Source organism: Flavobacterium xueshanense (assembly GCF_900112975.1).
Classification (GTDB): Bacteria; Bacteroidota; Bacteroidia; order Flavobacteriales; family Flavobacteriaceae; genus Flavobacterium; species Flavobacterium xueshanense.
In genome coordinates, this window is record NZ_FONQ01000002.1 from 363,359 (window position 1) to 381,278 (window position 17,920).

A 17,920-nucleotide genomic window follows, 5' to 3' on the forward strand; every position below is an offset into this window, starting at 1 on the left:
ATTTTATTTTTTAATGGTTGCGACTTCTTTTTCGGTAACAATTTTGGTTTGTTTATTACTCCAAGAAGTCATGATGTAATTCATCACATCAGCAACTTCCTGATCCGTAAGTCCCATGGCTGGCATGGTACTATTGTACTTTATTTTATTGACGACAATTTTGCCACTTTGTCCAAATTTTACAGCAGCTATACTTTGATTTCTCTTGGTTTTTAACCAATCAGAACCGGCAAGAGGAGGGAAGTTCTTACCATCTCCTTTACCATTTGCACCATGGCATTGCATGCAAAAATCAGCATAAATTTCTTTTCCCGGTGACTGAAATTTTGAAACAACTGTGGTTTTGGTATTCAAGTCAATGTAGTTGTTTTGAGAAAATGGGTTTTCTAAAAAAAAGCTTCCCAATACAAATAGTCCAAATCCCAAAAATAATTTCGTTGTAAACATAGTCTAATTAGGTATGATTTTAATAATTCCTTTTCCTTCTACGCCCATATAAATATAGCCATCTGGACCTTGTGCCACATTACGTACACGACCAATATCGGTTGCGATTTTTTGTCTGCCGATAACTTCATTGCCTTTCAACTTTAGCAATTCAAGATATTGGAATTTTAAAGAACCAACCAATAAATGCCCTTTCCAGTCCGGATATTTGTCGCTGGTAACAAAAGTCATTCCGCTAGGAGCGATAGAAGGCAACCAATAATAAATAGGTTTTTCAATGCCTGGTTTTTCATTTTCTTTGCTGATGGTTGTTCCGTCATAATCGATGCCATAAGTGACTACAGGCCATCCATAATTGACTCCTTTTTTGATAATGTTGATTTCATCCCCACCTTGAGGACCGTGTTCATGTGCCCAAATTGCTCCTGTTACGGGGTTTTTTGCCATTCCTTGCGGGTTGCGATTGCCATAGGTGTAAATCGCTTCTTTTGCTTCAGCCTGTCCTACAAATGGATTGTCTTTTGGAATACTTCCGTCATCATTTAAACGGTATATTTTTCCACCGTCGCGTTTAATATCTTGCGGATTTACAAAATGTTCGCCGCGCTCTCCAATAGAGAAATATAAATAGCCATCGCCATCAAATACAATTCGGGAACCAAAATGCTGCCCTTTTGTAGTGTTGGGAGTGGCTTTGTAAAGCGATTCAATTTGTGTCAGACTTCCGTCCAATAATTTTGCTCGAATGAGTTTTGTGTGACCGCCAGTTCCTTCCCCTTCATCGGAAGCATACGTCATATAAATCCAGCCATTTTTAGCATAATCAGGATGCAGTACGATGTCTAACAATCCGCCTTGTCCACGAGAATATACTTTAGGAACATTTTTGATTTCGGTTTTTGTACCGTTTTTGACTTGATATAAAATACCGCTTTTTTCAGTAACTAACATGCTGCCGTCTGGCAACCAAGTCATTCCCCAGGGAATAGCAATATCTGAAACTACGGTTTCGAGCGTGTAATTTTTTACTTCGTCTTTAATGGGGATGTCATTGGATTTGACTTGCGCATCGCAACTGAAAGAAAGGAATGATATCATTGAAAGTGAAACTAATTTGATTTTTTTCATGAGTTTTATTTTTGGGCATTTTAAAATAAATAAATCTTTTAAAGATAGTAAAAGAGGATTTAAAAATTTAAAAAGGTGTATATTTTTGCTTAGAATTAACAAAACATAATTATTGAAGTCCTGTTTTTGATGTCAGAATTCAAATAGTTTTTTATAATCTTCCAAATCTAAATATTAAATACTTTTTTACGACACATTGAAATTAAATATTTTATTAATTTTGGAATAAGAAGTTGAAACAAAATTAATATTGCCCTTCAAAGCTTTATTTTACTACCGATTTAAATTATTTGTTTAACTTTGCATCAATATCATTAAACAAAATAGCTTTTAAAATGTACGTTTTGAAATTTGTAAATCCACTTTTGCTTTCAACCGAATATTGGTAGATATAAAAAAGTATTGCAAGAACAAGCATTTTAAACTCATTTTAAAAATTATAGATGAAATGTTACTGATTGATTCCTCGGAATTAATTGGAAAAAATAAATTAAAATTTGATGAAAAATAAAAAACCAGATAATGTTGTATATTCAGTCGAAAAAGGTTTTAATGCGAACGTATTGCCTTACGCTACAAATGTTGGAGCCCCGGTAATCAGGGTTGATGATGTGGTTTCTTGGAAAAGTAGAGGGATTGACAATGTGAATAAAGAGCTTGGAAATAAGTTTAACGAACTGAAGCTGCAATATCAAAAGTTGATGCAAGAATACGAATGGAATGAATTAGTGTACAGCGCTAAATTTTCATTTGAACCCGTTATTGGTGAAATTTATCATTTGTACAGAGATGCCACAGGGGTAAATTTTCTTTCTTTAATAGGACCTGATGAATGGAACAAGGAACATATTGGCACCTTTAAACTCAACAGTGATAAAAAATGGATTCTCCTGAATGCACAAGATTCCCATCTCTATTAAATTAAAATAACCGAGATCATTTGGGGATATAGCGTTTATTTATATTTCTAAACCCAGAATTGATTTACTGAAGTGTACTATCTAAGAGAGCATAATCCCTTTTCATTGATTTTAGTCGGACTGATAACAAACAGAATTGTGATTTTTTCTTTGTGCATGTTTCCAATTGATTTTGAGTTAAACAATTGGCATAACAATTCGGAATTCTAAAATGGGTACCTCGAGATTTTAGATGGGTACCGCAATGGGTACCTTTTTTTATCAAAAAACCGGTCAAAGTTGTCAAATGACGAAATTTCCATTTTTCAATAAAACATCGTGAAGTCCAGCTTTCACTACCGCTTTAAAACAAAAAAGACCTTACATCACTGTAAAGTCTTTTTAAAAAGCTCCCTCTCTTGGGCTCGAACCAAGGACCCTCTGATTAACAGTCAGATGCTCTAACCAACTGAGCTAAGAAGGAAACTGTATGTTTTTATTCTTGTAATGAATGAACGTTTTTATATGCTTATTTGTGAAGTGTGTTTCACTTGTAAAGCGGTGCAAAGATAGGCTATCATTTGGTTTGTGCAAATAAAAATCAAACTTTTTTTATTTTTTTTTACTTCCCTACAATTGCCTTGTATATATCATTTCCGTTAGCAAATAATAACAGTGTTATAAGTAATACGAAACCAACCATTTGCGCATTCTCTAGGAATTTGTCACTTGGTTTTTTACCGCTGATGATTTCATATAATAAAAACATAACGTGTCCACCATCAAGTGCCGGAATAGGCAATAAGTTCATTACACCAAGCATTATGGATAATAAAGCGGTGATGTTCCAGAAAACTTCCCAGCTCCAAGTATTAGGGAAAACATTATAAATAGCATGAAATCCTCCTACTTGCTTGTAGGCTTTAGTTTCTGGATTGAAAATCATTTTGAGTTGTTTTCCGTAACCAAATAATTTGTCTTTACCCCTTTTTAGACCGACCGGGATGGATTCAGTAAGAGAATATTTTTTTTCTGTTATTTTGTAATATCCTAATTTAGCTAATAATGAGGCCTCTAATTCGCCAAGTTGTACACCTAGCTTGCCATCTTTGGATACAACAACTTGTATTTGCTGTTCTTTTTGGTTTCTAATAATGGTAGCAGTAATAGTTTTGTTTTTATTATTTAACAAAATCTTTTTGACTTGATCCATATATTTGGCTTCTTGTCCATCCAAAGCTAAAAGTAGGTCATGTGCTTTTAAATTTTTATTAGTGGATTCCGCTGGAATTTCATTTATATAAAATGGTATTCTCATTGAAGCCGGAGGAACACCTTCTTCTTTTCTTTGATCAGCAAAATCAATTGGCATGGTTATTTCTTTTTGAACACCATTTCTATCGATTAATACTCTTTTTGACATCACAAGGTTCATGTTTAAGTCATTGTCAATTTTTTCAAGCTTTTCATCATCAATTGATATTATTTTATCTCCCGTTTTGAAACCAGCTTTCATCATGGCTTGACTTTCAATGTTCAATCCATCTTTCAAATCCTCATTAGCAATGTAGGTATCGCCATAAGCAAATGCCATTCCGATATATATAATGAAAGCCAAAATAAAATTTACGGTAACGCCTCCCAACATAATAATCAAACGTTGCCAAGCGGGTTTTGAACGAAATTCCCATGGTTGCGGTGGCAAAGCCATTTGTTCCTTGTCCATACTCTCGTCAATCATTCCCGAAATTTTCACATAACCGCCCAAAGGCAACCATCCGATACCGTATTCAGTTTCGCCAATTTTCTTTTTTATAAGGGAGTATTTAACATCAAAAAACAAATAGAATTTTTCGACTCTGGTTTTAAACAATTTAGCAGGAATGAAATGTCCTAATTCGTGAAGTATAATCAGTAATGATAAGCTCAATAAAAATTGAGAAAGCTTGATAACTATGTCCATTTTTTAATTTTAGTTCTTTTATAACTCACAAAAGTAAGGTTTTCTATTTGTTTATTTTACAATAATTGTTCCATACCATTTTAAATGTTTGTTAATTAATGGAAATTGAATTCTAAGTTTGATTTGTGAATCTTAACTTTACTTTTTTGAAATGAGTATTTCTTGTTTCTTTCACTTTTAAAATAAGGATATGTCGTCAAAATTATTTTCTCCTCTTCAAATAAAAAGCATCACTCTAAAAAATAGAATTACAATTTCACCGATGTGCCAATATTCTGCTCAAGATGGTTTTGCCAATGATTGGCATCTCGTACATCTGGGAAGCCGTGCCAGTGGTGGTGCGGGACTAATCATTCAGGAAGCGACTTCAGTTTCTCCCGAAGGCCGAATTTCTCCCGAGGATTTGGGACTCTGGAAAAACGAGCAAATCGAAAAAATGCAGCAGATTAATCAATTTATTATCAGTCAGAAATCGGTTCCCGGAATCCAATTGGCGCATGCCGGAAGAAAAGCAAGTGCCGCATCACCTTGGAACGGAAGCCGAAAACTAGACGCAACACAAGGCGGTTGGGATACCGTAGCGCCAAGTGCTGTGGCCTATCATGACAATGAAAAATCACCTGTTGCATTAGATAAAACGGGAATTCAAAAAGTAGTTTGCGACTTTCAATTAGCTACAAAAAGAGCCGTTGAGGCGGGTTTTCAAGTATTGGAAATCCATGCGGCGCACGGGTATTTGTTGCATCAGTTTCTTTCGCCATTATCTAATTTTAGAACCGATGCGTATGGCGGAACTTTCGAAAACCGAATCCGTTTGACTCTCGAAGTAGTCGAATCCGTTCAATCAGAATGGCCGGACAATTTGCCTTTATTCGTTAGGATTTCCGCGACAGACTGGGCAGAAGGCGGCTGGAACTTAGAGGAATCGGTACAGCTTTCGAAAATATTAAAAGAAAAAGGAGTCGATTTAATCGATGTTTCTTCAGGAGGATTAGTCTCGCACCAACAAATTCCGTTGGGTCCAAATTACCAAGTTCCTTTTGCGGAAAGCATTAAAAATGAAACCGGAATCCTAACTGGCGCCGTAGGTTTAATTACGGATGCCGTTCAAGCTGAAAAAATTGTAGCTACAGGAAAAGCAGATTTAGTGTTATTCGCCAGAGAATCCCTTAGAAATCCGAATCTGGGATTGACATTCGCCCATGATTTAAACGCGGATATTCAATGGCCAGAACAATACGAAAGAGCTAAAATTTAATAAAATCTAATCACGAATTTCACGAATTGGCACTAATTATTGGGAGTGAATTTCAGAGGTAAAATTTCAGAGTTAGCCATTTCACCCAGTTCTTCTGTAAACTTATATGATTTATTTGTTTAAAACACACACGTTACTAATTTGAAAAATACGATATGCAAAAAATAAAAACAGCATTGCTCTCTTACGGCATGTCCGGAAAAGTATTTCATGCTCCTTTTTTAAATTTTCACACGGGATTTGAACTTCTTGGTTCTTGGGAACGAAGTAAAAAATTAATCCACCAGGATTTTCCTGCGTTAAAAAGCTACACGTCAATAGAGGAAGTATTGCAAGATGATGTAGATTTAGTCATCGTAAACACTCCGGTGGAAACGCATTATGAATATGCAAAAGAGGTTCTTTTGGCCGGAAAACATGCCATAGTCGAAAAAGCATTTACTACTACTGTTGCCCAAGCGCAGGAATTAGCAGCTATCGCCAAAGAAAAAGGGCTAAAGCTCGCCGTTTTCCAAAACAGAAGATGGGACAGCGATTTCAAAACCGTACAGAAAATTATTTCAGACAAAGTATTGGGTGACATCGTGGAAGCCGAATTCCATTTTGACCGCTATAATCCTATTTTAAGTCCAAAGCAACACAAAGAAACCGCCAATTCTGGTGCAGGCATTCTAAAGGATTTAGGGCCTCATTTAATTGATCAGGCGTTGTGTTTATTTGGTTTACCACAATCAGTTTTTGCGGATATTCGCATCACGCGGGAACATTCTTTAGTAGATGATTACATTGATATTTTACTGTATTATTCCAATTTTCGTGTCCGACTCAAAGCTGGATTTTTTGTGCGCGAAGCCATTCCGGCGTATGTTATTCATGGAAAAAAAGGTTCTTTCCTAAAACCGCGTGGTGATGTACAGGAAGACGAATTGAAAGTAGGAAATAAACCAAATTTAGAAACGTGGGGAACGGAATCCATTGAAAGACGGGGACTTTTGCACACTGAAATTAATGGAGAAATTATTCAGGAAATTATATCCACACTTCAAGGGAATTATTATGATTTTTTTGACGGAATTTATCATTCGATTGTAAATGACTTAACCGAACCGGTGACGGCTCAAGATGGTCTGCATGTAATGCAAATTATTGAAGCTGCAATCCAAAGCAGTGTGCAGAAAAAAGTAATTGACCTATAAAATCTACCGCGAATTCGCTTATTTTTAAAAAAGTCTAAAAAATTAGCGAATTCGTGGTAATTACTTTTTATGAACAATAACGTTGTATTTTTCCTCAAATGTGTTGTTTTGACACAACTAATGATTGCTTTTTGTAATTTTGACCCAATAAATGCTAAAATAAATCACTTTGATAGATTTAAACTTTTTAGGAAGGTCAAAAACGAAAGCCAAATTCAAAAAAACTTACAAAGACGCTAAGGTTTCTTATTTGAACCGAATTCGTTGGGCTGTTTCCATGTTTTATTTTGGCATGGGTTTGTGTTTTGCCACTTGGGCCAGCCGAATTCCGGATATAAAAACCGCTTTACACCTCAGCGAAGGCGATTTGGGAAGTATTTTATTCGCTTTGCCATTAGGTCAATTAGTGATAATGCCTTTTTCGGGAAAATTAGTCACTCGTTTTGGCAGCCACAGAATCTTAATATTTTCCCTTTTGTTATATGTTTTTAGCATGACAAATTTAGGTTTAGCTGCGGCGGCTTGGCAATTGTCATTGGGATTATTCGTGTTTGGAATCTTTGGAAATCTATCTAATATTGCCGTAAACACACAAGGCGTTTACACCGAAGTGCTTTTCAAAAAAACCATTATGTCCTCTTTTCATGGGATGTGGAGTTTTGCCGGATTTATGGGAGCATTAGTAGGATTAGGAATGCTTGCTTTTAAGTTAACACCTTACATTCACTTTCTCATTGTTGGCGGAATCGTGTTTTTGATGATGGCGTTCAATTATAAATTTTTAATAAAAGCCAAAGAAACCATCAAAGCCGAAAAGAAAAAACTTTTTTCAAAACCGGATAGCGCGCTAATTTGGTTGGGAATAATCGGATTCTGTTGCATGGCCAGCGAGGGCGTAATGTTCGACTGGAGCGGTGTTTATTTCAAAGATGTCATCAAAGCGCCTGGACCATTATTCATTCTGGGATACACTTCTTTTATGATTATGATGGCCGGCGGACGTTTCTTAGGAGATGGCCTGATCCGTAAATTTGGACGAAAAACGGTCTTACAAATCAGCGGAATCATGATATCAGCTGGACTTTTTACAGCAGTATTTTTTCCGTTTGTCATTCCAGCAACCATCGCATTTATGTTTGTTGGTTTGGGAGTTTCCACCATCGTTCCCACGGTATATAGTGTTGCCGGAAAAACCCCCAACGTATCGCCCAGCGTAGCCTTGACCACAGTTTCCAGCGTCAGTTTCTTAGGTTTTCTTATGGGTCCGCCAATTATCGGGTACATTGCGGAGCTATCAAGCCTCAGATTTTCATTCGCATTCATCGGTATTTTTGGAATTCTTATCTCCTTAATGGTGTCCCGAATCAAAGCAATCGAATAGATAGAAGTATTTAGGAGCACTATATTTCGTTTCCATAAAAATAAATTCTCCCGCTGTTCGCAGTATCTTTCCAGTCCTGAAAAAGCTCAGGACTGGAAAGGATACTTGCTGCCATCAGGGCTATTAAATTCGTTTCTATTTCCTAAGAACTTTCCCTTAAAATAGATTCAATAAAAATATTTTCATTGAAAATCAATATGTTAGTATTTTTTTTATACATTTAACATTATAATTCTTTCATAGATTATTTTGATTTGATACTGCATGCAAAATACCACTTAGTTGGCAGTATCGTATTTAAGGTTTATACCACTTTTTCCAAAATTCAATTTTAATTATTTTAACGTTATCCCATTTCGGATAATGTTTTCATGTTTGTAGTTCAACCGTTACATGTGATTGTAGCGATTGAACTACTTATTGGATTTTCAGCTTTTAAAAAATATAAACCATCATCCGTTGCATCTATGAACAAATTTTACGTTGCATTTTTCTTTATCGTTCATATTGGATGTAGTGTTGCACAAAACAACACAGGATTTTTTGGAAAAGTCGTGGACTCAAAAACCCAAAATTCATTAGGTTTTGTGGTCGTCAGTATTCAAAATACTACCTTGATGCAACTCACTAAAGACGATGGTAATTTTAGTTTTGATACTGTTCCCGAAGGAAATATTTTGGTTCTGGTGCACAGTCAGGGATTCAAAGATGGGTTGTATCCGGTCGAAATTACTGAAGGACAAATGTTGGATCTAGGAACCATAACTTTAGAAGAAGACCAATCCACGGAACAACAAAACAGTATCATAACTCTTATCGAAAGTGATTTTGGTGAGGACAACAGTAGTTCCGAAAGTACTTCCGGTCTCTTGCAATCCTCCCGGGATGCTTTTTTGCAAGCCGCCGCTTTCAATTGGGGACAAGCCCGTTTTAGAGTTCGCGGATTAGACAGCGAGCATTCCACGATGATGATTAATGGCGTTTCCATGAATAAAATTTATGACGGAAGACCGCAATGGGGCGAATGGGGCGGATTGAATGACGCACTCCGCAATCAGGAATTCACGCTCGGAACAGCACCTTCGGATTATACGTTTGGCGGAATTTTAGGAACGCAGGAAATCAATACGCGGGCTTCTATTTACAGACCCGGTTCCCGAATCTCATTTTCATCAGCCAACACTAATTACAGTTGGCGCACGATGGCAACGCATGCTTCCGGAATGAATTCTCGTGGCTGGGCTTTTGTTGTGTCAGCAGGAAAGCGCTGGGCGCAGGAAGGCTATTTTGAAGGAACAATTTATGATGCAAATTCTTTTTTTATAAGTCTGGAAAAAAAGTTAAGCGAGAAGCATTCCTTAAATCTGACGGCAATGTACACGCCCAATTCCAGAGCCAAAAATTCTCCAAACACTGCTGAAGTTACGCAATTGACGAACGTAAATTACAATTCCTATTGGGGTTTTCAAGATGGTATAAAAAGAAATGCCCGCATAAAAACGATTGAAGAACCCACGATAATGCTAAATCATTATTTTAAAATTAATGATAAAATCAATTTGAATTCAAGTGTAATGTATCAATTTGGGAAAATTGCCAACAGCAACATTGATTATCAAAATGCGAATAGTCCTGATCCTACGTATTACAGAAAAATGCCCAGTTATTACAGCTCCCTTTATGCAAAGGATAACGGAGAATTTTCGGGTGAGTTCACGCCGGATTATGAAAATGCGGAGAAAAGTAAAGCGGAGTTTTTAGCCCATTCTCAAATCGATTGGAAGGCATTGTACCAAGCCAATCAAAATCCAGTTTTGAATTCCAATGGAACTATTTCAGGTTATGAGCCTACAAAAAGCAAGTACGTTTTGTATGAAGATCAAGTAGTGGATGAAACGGCGGTGGCTACAACAAATTTGAGTGCGCAACTATCAGAAAATATCTTTCTGAATGTTGGAGCGTCTTTCAAAAAACTAAAATCTCATAACTCACAAAAATTGTTGGACTTGCTTGGCGGTTCTTATTTTGAAGATATTGATGCTTTTTATAGCGGGAATCAATCCCAGTCTGATTTGAATAATCCAGATCGACAAGTGGTCGTTGGAGATACGTACGCATACAATTATAATTGTTTTGCCAATACTTTAGAAGCGTTTACGCAATTTAAATTCACTTACAGTAAAGTGGATTTTTATCTGGCGCAAAATTTTTGCAGAGCAGATTATCAAAGGGAAGGTTTGTACAAAAACGGAATCTATGAAACCAATTCCTTCGGGAAAAGCGAAAAAATAGCGTTTGAAAACTTTGGCTTCAAAGCCGGATTTAATTTGAAAATTTCCGGCAAACAGTTGGTGACTTTCAATGCGGCACATTTAACCAAAGCACCCTCATTAAGAAATACTTTTGCTAATTCCCGTTTGAATAATTCCATTGTTGACGAACTCGAAAGTGAAAATATCAGTAGTCTGGACGTCAGTTATATCTATCGTTCCCCAAAACTCAAAGCCCGACTAACAGCGTATTATTCTCTAATTAAGAACGCTACTCAAATTTCTTTTTTTTATGCCGAAGGAATTTTTGATGATGGCGCTGGTTATTTAAACACTGATGCATTTGTTAGCCAAACATTGACGCAATTGAACAAGAAGAATGTGGGTGCAGAATTTAGTTTGGAATACCAATTGACACAAACATTTAAAACCACTTTTTCGGCGGCCTTTGGGGAATATATTTATGACAGCAATCCAAGAGTGACGTTGACAAACGATGCTGAAGCAACTTCAGAAAATACCAGTCCGATTTTTAATTTTGGAATGGCTTCACTCAAAAATTACAAGCAAGCGGGGATGCCACAACGAGCCTATTCCGTGGGAATTGAATATCGAGATCCAAAATATTGGTGGATTAGCGCAAATGTAAATTACCTCACCAACAGTTATATTGATATCTCACCCATTTCCAGAACCGAAATATTTTATAAAAATCCCGCAAGTGGTTTTAATTTTCCGGAAGCAACCGAAGAACGGGCAGCAATGCTATTAAAACAAGAAAAATTTGATCCAACGATGTTATTCAATCTTGTGGGTGGAAAATCATGGCGCATTTATGGTAAGAATGTTGGAGTTTTTGCCAGCATCAATAATGTACTTGATGTTACCTATAAAACGGGCGGTTATGAACAAGCCCGAAATGCCAATTTCAGACAAATTAATCAGGATGTTTCCAGTGGCACACCTTCTTTTGGGCCAAAATATTTCTACGGATACGGCAGAACGTATTTCGTGAATCTTTATATCAACCTGTAAATTAAAGTATATGAAATCAACATTCTACAAAACCTTTCTGTTTTTACTGATAATAATCACATTTGGCAGTTGTGTAACAGATGAGGTTGCGGCCCCAAAACTCATTTGTACACAACAGGATTTAGTTACAAATAAAACAGTGAGCGAAGTTCATGCGGTTGCAAATGCCATTGTAACGCAATACAAATACGATGATGTCATCGAGGCGTATGTGGTTTCCAGCGATGAATCGGGGAACTTTTTCAAGTCAATTTCCTTTCAGACTTTGGCAACAGCCACCACGCCAGCCATAGGATTTAGCGTTCCTGTGGATGCTACAAATTTGTATATTGATTATAGATTGGGCAATAAAGTATACATAAAGTTGAAAAACCAATACACGGATATTTCGTTCGGTGGCATGCGCATCGGAAGTATTTTTGTGAATTCCTATAATGAAGGCGGAGTAGGACGGCTTTCGCAAAATGAATATAAAAAAGTGCTGAATGCGTCTTGTACAAACGTAAAGGAAGAGGTTCTGGTTCGGTCATTAATCATGTCGGAATTGCTGAACGATGCTAATTTGAATACGTTGGTCGAATTGTCTGACGTTCAATTTTCAGCCGAAGCTGTAGGACGACATTATTTTGAGGAAGCCAATAACGTGGGCGGCGCTACCAATTGGGGTTTAATAGATAAATTAGGCAATAAAGTGTATTTTAGGACCAGTAGTTTCTCTGATTTTGCGAGTAAAATAGTTCCGCAAGGTAGCGGAAAAGTAAGGGGAATTTTGACGAAATACGGGACGGATTACCAATTATTGCCCCGTTCCGAAAAAGATGTTGTGATGACCGCAACTCGACTGGTTCCCTTCTTCGCTGAAAATTTCGAAACCGTGGTTGATAAATCGAAATTAAGTCTTCCGGGATGGTCAAATTTGGTGCAGAAAGGAACGCTATTCTGGAAAGGCACAGTTTATTCGGGAAACGGGTATGCCGAATTTAATATTTCTGGAACTAAAGTTGTTTCAAATATAGCGTGGTTGATTTCGCCTAAAATAGATATGGATGTTTACACGAAAGAAGTCTTATCTTTTAGATCGGCTCAACATCATTTAGACGTTGATTCCCAATTAAATTCTTTGGAAGTATATGTTTCCGGTAATTTTGACGGGTTGAATTTTGCTACCGCAACTTGGGTTCCGTTAGCCGTTAATTTGCCCAAGCAAGCCACACCTTGGTATCAATTTATAGGAAGTGGCGCAGTAGATTTATCTTCGTACAAAGGCAAAATTAACATTGCTTTTAAATATACCGGTTCGGGGAAAAATCTAGCTTTGGATGGTGCTTTTCAAGTAGATGACGTTCAGGTTTTTGGTATTAAATGATTTTTATTGAAAGAAAGGAGTTGAGGTCATTTTTAGCCACAACTACAATTGTAATTGTATTATATTTGCCTCTCTAAATAAATTATACGATGAAATACACTTTAATTGCTCTAGTCCTAACTCTTTTTATGTCTTGTGCAAAAGGCAAAACTAAAGTAACCGAATCAGTCGATTATGTAACCAAAAACGAAAAAGAAATCGTGGATTACATTGCCAAAAATAAATTGACTGCCACAAAAACCGATTCAGGTTTGTATTATGTGGTTAATGAAGCAGGAAATGGTGTTCAACCAACAGCTTCATCCAACGTAACAGTAGCGTACAAAGGGTATTTTACAAATGGAGATGTTTTTGATCAAAGTAAGGCGGAAGGTATTTCTTTTGGATTAAATCAAGTCATAAAAGGCTGGACAGAAGGCATTCCTTATTTTAAAGAGGGAGGAAGCGGAATTCTTTTAGTTCCTGCTCATCTTGGTTATGGAAGCTATGAAGGTGGGCCTATACCAGGAGGTTCTGTTATTATTTTCGATGTCAGGCTGATTAAAGTAAATTAGTTTAAGAATATTATAAAACAAAAAAGGCTGTCTAGATTTTCTAGGCAGCCCTTTTTGTTTTATGAATCTATGTGGTAAAATGAATTACAACATACAAATTATTATTATTAACTCGTTGGGTGTAATTAATAAAAATTTCAATTAATCTTTAATAAAAAATTTGAACCACATAGAAACATAGAAACATAGAAAAAAAGAGTAGGATAGCCTAATTCTTGGGTTCACATAGCTATGGTTTTCTCTGAAAAAGTGAAACGCCTTAAATAATGTTAAAATCTATGTTTCTATGTGGTTAAAAAATTAAACAAATTGAAATAAACCCAACGGGTTATTATTATTTAATTTCAACGATGCTAATGGCATAACCTCCACCCGGAACACTGAGTTGTTTCAGTTTCGATTTATTGGTTATGGTCATTTTGCGAATCGTATACGCTTGCGGATTGGTTTTATAATGCGCATCTTTTGCATCAGCATAAATCGTGGCCGTATATTTCTTTCCTTTTTCCAAGAAATCAAATTTGATGGTTGAGGTTCGAGACGTATCGCCATTTACGTTCCCAATAAACCAGTTGTTAGTCACTTTTGCTTTACGAGCCACAGTAACATATTGCCCTGGTTCTGCTTCAAGGTATTTGCTGTCAGACCAATCTACTGCTACATCTTTGATAAACTGAAAAGCATCCGGAAAGCGATCATAATTTTCTGGTAGATCAGCCGCCATTTGCAACGGACTATACATCGTTACATACAATGCCAGTTGATTGGCAATCGTGCTGTTCACATGAGAATTATTGTCAGTATTCAATTTGCTTAAATCCATTTCAAAAATTCCCGGTGTGTAATCCATCGGTCCGCCCACTAAACGTGTAAAAGGCAATAGCGTTACGTGATTAGGTTTAGATCCGCCAAAAGATTGATATTCTGTTCCTCTTGCGGCTTCGTTACCAATTAAATTGGGATATGTTCTGGAAATACCAGTTGGACGAACCGCCTCGTGCGCATTCACCATAATTTTATAATCGGCTGCTTTTTCTATTGCGTATTGAAAGTGGTTGTTCATAAATTGGTTATAATGATTTCCACCGTTTTCAATGATAGAACCAACATAACCACTTTTTACGGCATCATACCCATTGTCTTTCATAAACTGATACGCTTTATCCATGTGGCGTTCGTAATTACGCACAGAACCCGAAGTTTCGTGGTGCATCATCATTTTAATGCCTTTTGATTTGGCGTATTCATGCAAGCCTTTCAGATCAAAATCGGGATACGGCGTCAGGAAATCAAAAACATAATCTTTGGAGTGTCCAAACCAGTCTTCCCAACCTTCATTCCAGCCTTCGACTAAAACCGCATCAAAACCGTGTTTAGCTGCAAAATCAATGTATTTTTTGACATTGGTATTGTTTGCGCCATGTTTTCCATTTGGTTTTGCTTTTGAAAAATCAGTCACGCCAAGTTGTACCGTTGGAAACTCATCCGTGTATGCCCAAGAACTTTTTCCGGTAATCATTTCCCACCAAACACCCACATATTTAATAGGTTTTATCCATGAAGTATCTTCAATTTTAGAGGGTTCATTCAAGTTCAATGTTATTTTTGAAGCTAGAATTTCTCTTGCGTCATCACTAACAATTATGGTGCGCCAAGGCGAATGATGTGGAGCCTGCATGTATCCTTTATCGCCGTTGGAATCTGGTGTCAACCACGATTCAAAAACCATAGTTGTATCATCGAGATTCAAATGCATGCAAGAGTAATCGACTAATGCCGCTTCATGTAAATTGATATACAAGCCATCCGCCGTTTTTAGCATCAGCGAAGTCTGTACTCCTGTTGTAGAAAACGACTTTTGAGAAACATTTGCGGTCGTTGCTTTTTCTGACAAACCTCTAATTTCTGACAATTTTGAGGTTGTGTAATCGTATTCTTGAGTGTCATAATCGCCTGGAATCCAAAATGCCGTGTGATCGCCAGTCATGGCAAACTGCGTTTTTTCTTCTTTTATTACAAAATAAGTTAGGTTTTTTTGCGAAGGAAATTCGTAACGAAATCCTAAACCATCGTCAAACAAACGAAAGCGAATAACAATTTGTCTGTCTGTTTCTTTTTGATTTAAGGTTACTGCCAGTTCGTTATAATGATTCCGAATTCTGGCTACTTCACCCCAAACTGGTTTCCAGCTTTCATCAAAAGTTGCCGTTTTGGTGTCAATGACAGTAAAGTCATTTAATAGTGATTTTTTGTCATTTTTTAATTCAAGACCTAATTTGCTGGGTTTGACAACTGCTTTACTTTTGTAATCTAAACTGTAACTTGGAGTTCCGTCATTTAATAATGTAAACTCCATTACAAATTTACCATTTGGGGATTTTAGCTGCTGCGATTTGGCAGGGTTAAAAAAAGCGAGCCATACAAAGGCTGTGAAAAGAAATTGCTTCATTTTTTAAAATATAAATTAATAATTAATCCGAATTTGGAATTAGCATTCGGAATTTTTTTTAAGAAATTGATTTATTTAAAAACGCAACGGTTTTAATACAAATTCTAAAAGTGTGAAAGCAAAAGTAACCTCTTTATTGTTTATTTCACACTCTTTGCAGTCAAATAAAATTTGAAATGATGTACTGTTTTGTTCAATTTATCTGTTAATAAGCCAAAAGTATTTCCGAAACTGTTTTCAAATGATGTTGAACTACCAAAACAGAACTAGTATTTAATGTAAGCAAGTCAAAAACAATAATTTTAAAATAACCATCAATGCTCCAAATTTTTTAAAATTTTTTTAACCGTGAATTACCCGAATTTTCACTGATTTTTTTTGAAATCAAATGTTGATTTGTGGCAAAATTTTTGTTTGGAAATAAGCACTTTAGCCCGCTGATAAAACAGATGTGGCAGATACTCGCAGATTATTTATCGCCAAGAGAAAAATCCGTTTAATCTGTGCTAATCTGTGGCAAAACTTTTCTCGTTCTGGAGTAAAATCGCAGTTTCATCTGTAGAAATACATGGCTGAATTTATTTTATTTTTGGAAAACATTTCAATAGTATAATTTTTGGCTCAACACAAAAACTATCATTATTCACGGCTTCTAATTTTTTATAAACACATAACTTCATAAGTACAAAGCAAATCATTAAATTTGTAGCTTATTCAAAAATATGTTAGAAAAAGAAGTAATAAATTTCGAAAAAACGGCTATAGTTGGTATCGTAACTCAAAACCAAAGTGAAGAGAAACTTAAGGAGTATCTTGACGAATTGGAATTTTTGACTTTTACCGCAGGAGGTGAAGTGGTGAAACGTTTTTCGCAAAAAATGGAACGTCCAAATCCCAAGACTTTTGTTGGAACTGGAAAAATTGAAGAAATACATCAATTCGTTAAAGAAAACGATATCTCGACTTTGGTATTTGATGATGAATTGTCGCCTTCCCAGCAAAAAAATATCTCTAAAATCATTGTGGAATGTAAAATCCTCGATCGAACACACCTTATTCTGGATATTTTTGCGCAACGTGCCGAAACCTCGTATGCTAGAACGCAAGTAGAATTAGCACAATGCCAATATTTATTACCAAGACTTTCTGGAATGTGGACGCACCTTGAGCGTCAAAAAGGAGGAATTGGAATGCGTGGACCCGGCGAAACGGAGATTGAAACCGACAGACGTATTGTTCGTGACCGAATCGCATTATTGAAAGAAAAAATAAAAAGTATCGACAAGCAAATGGGAACACAACGCGGCAATCGTGGCGCTATGGTTCGTGTGGCTTTGGTGGGATACACTAATGTTGGGAAATCAACCTTGATGAATGCCGTAGGGAAAAGTGATGTTTTTGTAGAGAATAAACTTTTTGCCACTTTGGATACCACTGTTCGGAAAGTAGTCATCAAAAATTTGCCGTTCTTGCTTTCGGATACTGTAGGATTTATTAGAAAATTGCCAACACAGCTGGTTGATTCTTTCAAAAGTACGCTGGATGAAGTTCGCGAAGCCGATTTGTTATTACACGTAGTTGATATTTCACATCCTGAATTCGAAGATCATATTGCATCAGTAAACCAAACGTTGTTAGACATCAAAGCGAATGAAAAACCGGTAATTATGGTTTTCAACAAAATTGACGCTTACAAGCATCTGACCATTGATGAAGATGATTTAATGACCGAAAAAACGCCAAGACATTACACGCTGGAAGAATGGAAATCGACCTGGATGAGCAGAGTAGGCGAGCAAAATGCTCTATTTATATCGGCTACCAAGAAAGAAAATTTCGAGGAATTCAGAGAACGCGTTTACGAAGCCGTACGACACATTCACATCACCCGTTTTCCGTACAATAAGTTTTTATATCCGGATTATAAAGACGCGGTGGAAAAAGAAGAAAAAGACGAGGAAGAAATCGAATAAT

General features: G+C 36.5%; 12 protein-coding genes and 1 tRNA gene. 8 read left to right on the forward strand and 5 right to left on the reverse strand.

Going from position 1 to position 17,920, the window contains the following annotated elements; genetic code table 11:
- Positions 1-3 precede the first annotated feature (3 nt).
- On the reverse strand, positions 4-447 hold the full coding sequence (locus BMZ76_RS03835; protein ID WP_091203391.1) for a c-type cytochrome: 444 nt from the start codon (positions 445-447) through the stop codon (positions 4-6).
- A 3-nt stretch (positions 448-450) separates the two neighbouring features.
- Entirely contained in the window at positions 451-1,575 is a 1,125-nt protein-coding gene (locus BMZ76_RS03840) for a PQQ-dependent sugar dehydrogenase (protein WP_091203392.1), read from the reverse strand.
- A gap of 500 nt (positions 1,576-2,075) precedes the next feature.
- Here BMZ76_RS03840 and BMZ76_RS03845 point away from each other — a divergent pair, with 500 nt between their 5' ends.
- On the forward strand, positions 2,076-2,495 hold the full coding sequence (locus BMZ76_RS03845; RefSeq protein ID WP_091203393.1) for a DUF2452 domain-containing protein: 420 nt from the start codon (positions 2,076-2,078) through the stop codon (positions 2,493-2,495).
- Between the two features lie 389 nt (positions 2,496-2,884).
- On the opposite strand, the gene BMZ76_RS03850 is transcribed toward BMZ76_RS03845, so the two are convergent.
- Positions 2,885-2,958 (reverse strand) — tRNA-Asn (locus BMZ76_RS03850).
- A gap of 138 nt (positions 2,959-3,096) precedes the next feature.
- Positions 3,097-4,437, reverse strand: a complete 1,341-nt coding sequence (rseP, locus tag BMZ76_RS03855) for an RIP metalloprotease RseP (protein WP_091203394.1) — start codon at positions 4,435-4,437, stop codon at positions 3,097-3,099.
- Between the two features lie 190 nt (positions 4,438-4,627).
- On the opposite strand from rseP, the gene BMZ76_RS03860 reads away from it, so the two are divergent.
- The 6 genes from BMZ76_RS03860 to BMZ76_RS03885 all read left to right on the forward strand — a co-directional run bounded on the left by BMZ76_RS03860 (position 4,628) and on the right by BMZ76_RS03885 (position 13,497).
- Positions 4,628-5,695 (forward strand): NADH:flavin oxidoreductase/NADH oxidase, encoded by a 1,068-nt coding sequence (locus BMZ76_RS03860; RefSeq protein WP_091203395.1) that lies wholly within the window; start codon positions 4,628-4,630, stop codon positions 5,693-5,695.
- Positions 5,696-5,850: 155 nt separating this feature from the next.
- Complete coding sequence (locus BMZ76_RS03865; protein ID WP_091203396.1) at positions 5,851-6,891, forward strand: Gfo/Idh/MocA family oxidoreductase; 1,041 nt, start codon at positions 5,851-5,853, stop codon at positions 6,889-6,891.
- A gap of 169 nt (positions 6,892-7,060) precedes the next feature.
- Positions 7,061-8,272, forward strand: coding sequence for an MFS transporter (locus BMZ76_RS03870; protein ID WP_091203397.1), 1,212 nt, complete (start codon positions 7,061-7,063; stop codon positions 8,270-8,272).
- 371 nt (positions 8,273-8,643) lie between these two features.
- Positions 8,644-11,577, forward strand: coding sequence for a carboxypeptidase-like regulatory domain-containing protein (locus BMZ76_RS03875; RefSeq protein WP_449756307.1), 2,934 nt, complete (start codon positions 8,644-8,646; stop codon positions 11,575-11,577).
- A 10-nt stretch (positions 11,578-11,587) separates the two neighbouring features.
- Entirely contained in the window at positions 11,588-12,943 is a 1,356-nt protein-coding gene (locus BMZ76_RS03880; RefSeq protein WP_091203398.1) for a DUF5689 domain-containing protein, read from the forward strand.
- Between the two features lie 89 nt (positions 12,944-13,032).
- Positions 13,033-13,497 carry an FKBP-type peptidyl-prolyl cis-trans isomerase gene (locus BMZ76_RS03885; RefSeq protein WP_091203399.1) on the forward strand — a complete coding sequence of 155 codons (465 nt, stop codon included), beginning with the start codon at positions 13,033-13,035 and terminating at the stop codon, positions 13,495-13,497.
- 334 nt (positions 13,498-13,831) lie between these two features.
- Here the strand turns inward: BMZ76_RS03885 and BMZ76_RS03890 are convergent, their stop codons facing one another.
- Positions 13,832-15,946, reverse strand: coding sequence for a glycoside hydrolase family 97 protein (locus BMZ76_RS03890; protein WP_091203400.1), 2,115 nt, complete (start codon positions 15,944-15,946; stop codon positions 13,832-13,834).
- A 722-nt stretch (positions 15,947-16,668) separates the two neighbouring features.
- On the opposite strand from BMZ76_RS03890, the gene hflX reads away from it, so the two are divergent.
- Positions 16,669-17,919 carry a GTPase HflX gene (hflX, locus tag BMZ76_RS03895; protein WP_091203401.1) on the forward strand — a complete coding sequence of 417 codons (1,251 nt, stop codon included), beginning with the start codon at positions 16,669-16,671 and terminating at the stop codon, positions 17,917-17,919.
- The last annotated feature ends 1 nt before the right edge of the window (position 17,920 follow it).

Coding starts and splice junctions, on each gene's coding strand:
- hflX (WP_091203401.1), top strand. CDS start 16,669: ATGTTAGAAAAAGAAGTAATAAATTTCGAAAAAACGGCTATAGTTGGT.
- BMZ76_RS03860 (WP_091203395.1), top strand. CDS start 4,628: ATGTCGTCAAAATTATTTTCTCCTCTTCAAATAAAAAGCATCACTCTA.
- BMZ76_RS03865 (WP_091203396.1), top strand. CDS start 5,851: ATGCAAAAAATAAAAACAGCATTGCTCTCTTACGGCATGTCCGGAAAA.
- BMZ76_RS03890 (WP_091203400.1), bottom strand. CDS start 15,946: ATGAAGCAATTTCTTTTCACAGCCTTTGTATGGCTCGCTTTTTTTAAC.
- BMZ76_RS03875 (WP_449756307.1), top strand. CDS start 8,644: ATGTTTGTAGTTCAACCGTTACATGTGATTGTAGCGATTGAACTACTT.
- rseP (WP_091203394.1), bottom strand. CDS start 4,437: ATGGACATAGTTATCAAGCTTTCTCAATTTTTATTGAGCTTATCATTA.
- BMZ76_RS03885 (WP_091203399.1), top strand. CDS start 13,033: ATGAAATACACTTTAATTGCTCTAGTCCTAACTCTTTTTATGTCTTGT.
- BMZ76_RS03835 (WP_091203391.1), bottom strand. CDS start 447: ATGTTTACAACGAAATTATTTTTGGGATTTGGACTATTTGTATTGGGA.
- BMZ76_RS03840 (WP_091203392.1), bottom strand. CDS start 1,575: ATGAAAAAAATCAAATTAGTTTCACTTTCAATGATATCATTCCTTTCT.
- BMZ76_RS03880 (WP_091203398.1), top strand. CDS start 11,588: ATGAAATCAACATTCTACAAAACCTTTCTGTTTTTACTGATAATAATC.
- BMZ76_RS03845 (WP_091203393.1), top strand. CDS start 2,076: ATGAAAAATAAAAAACCAGATAATGTTGTATATTCAGTCGAAAAAGGT.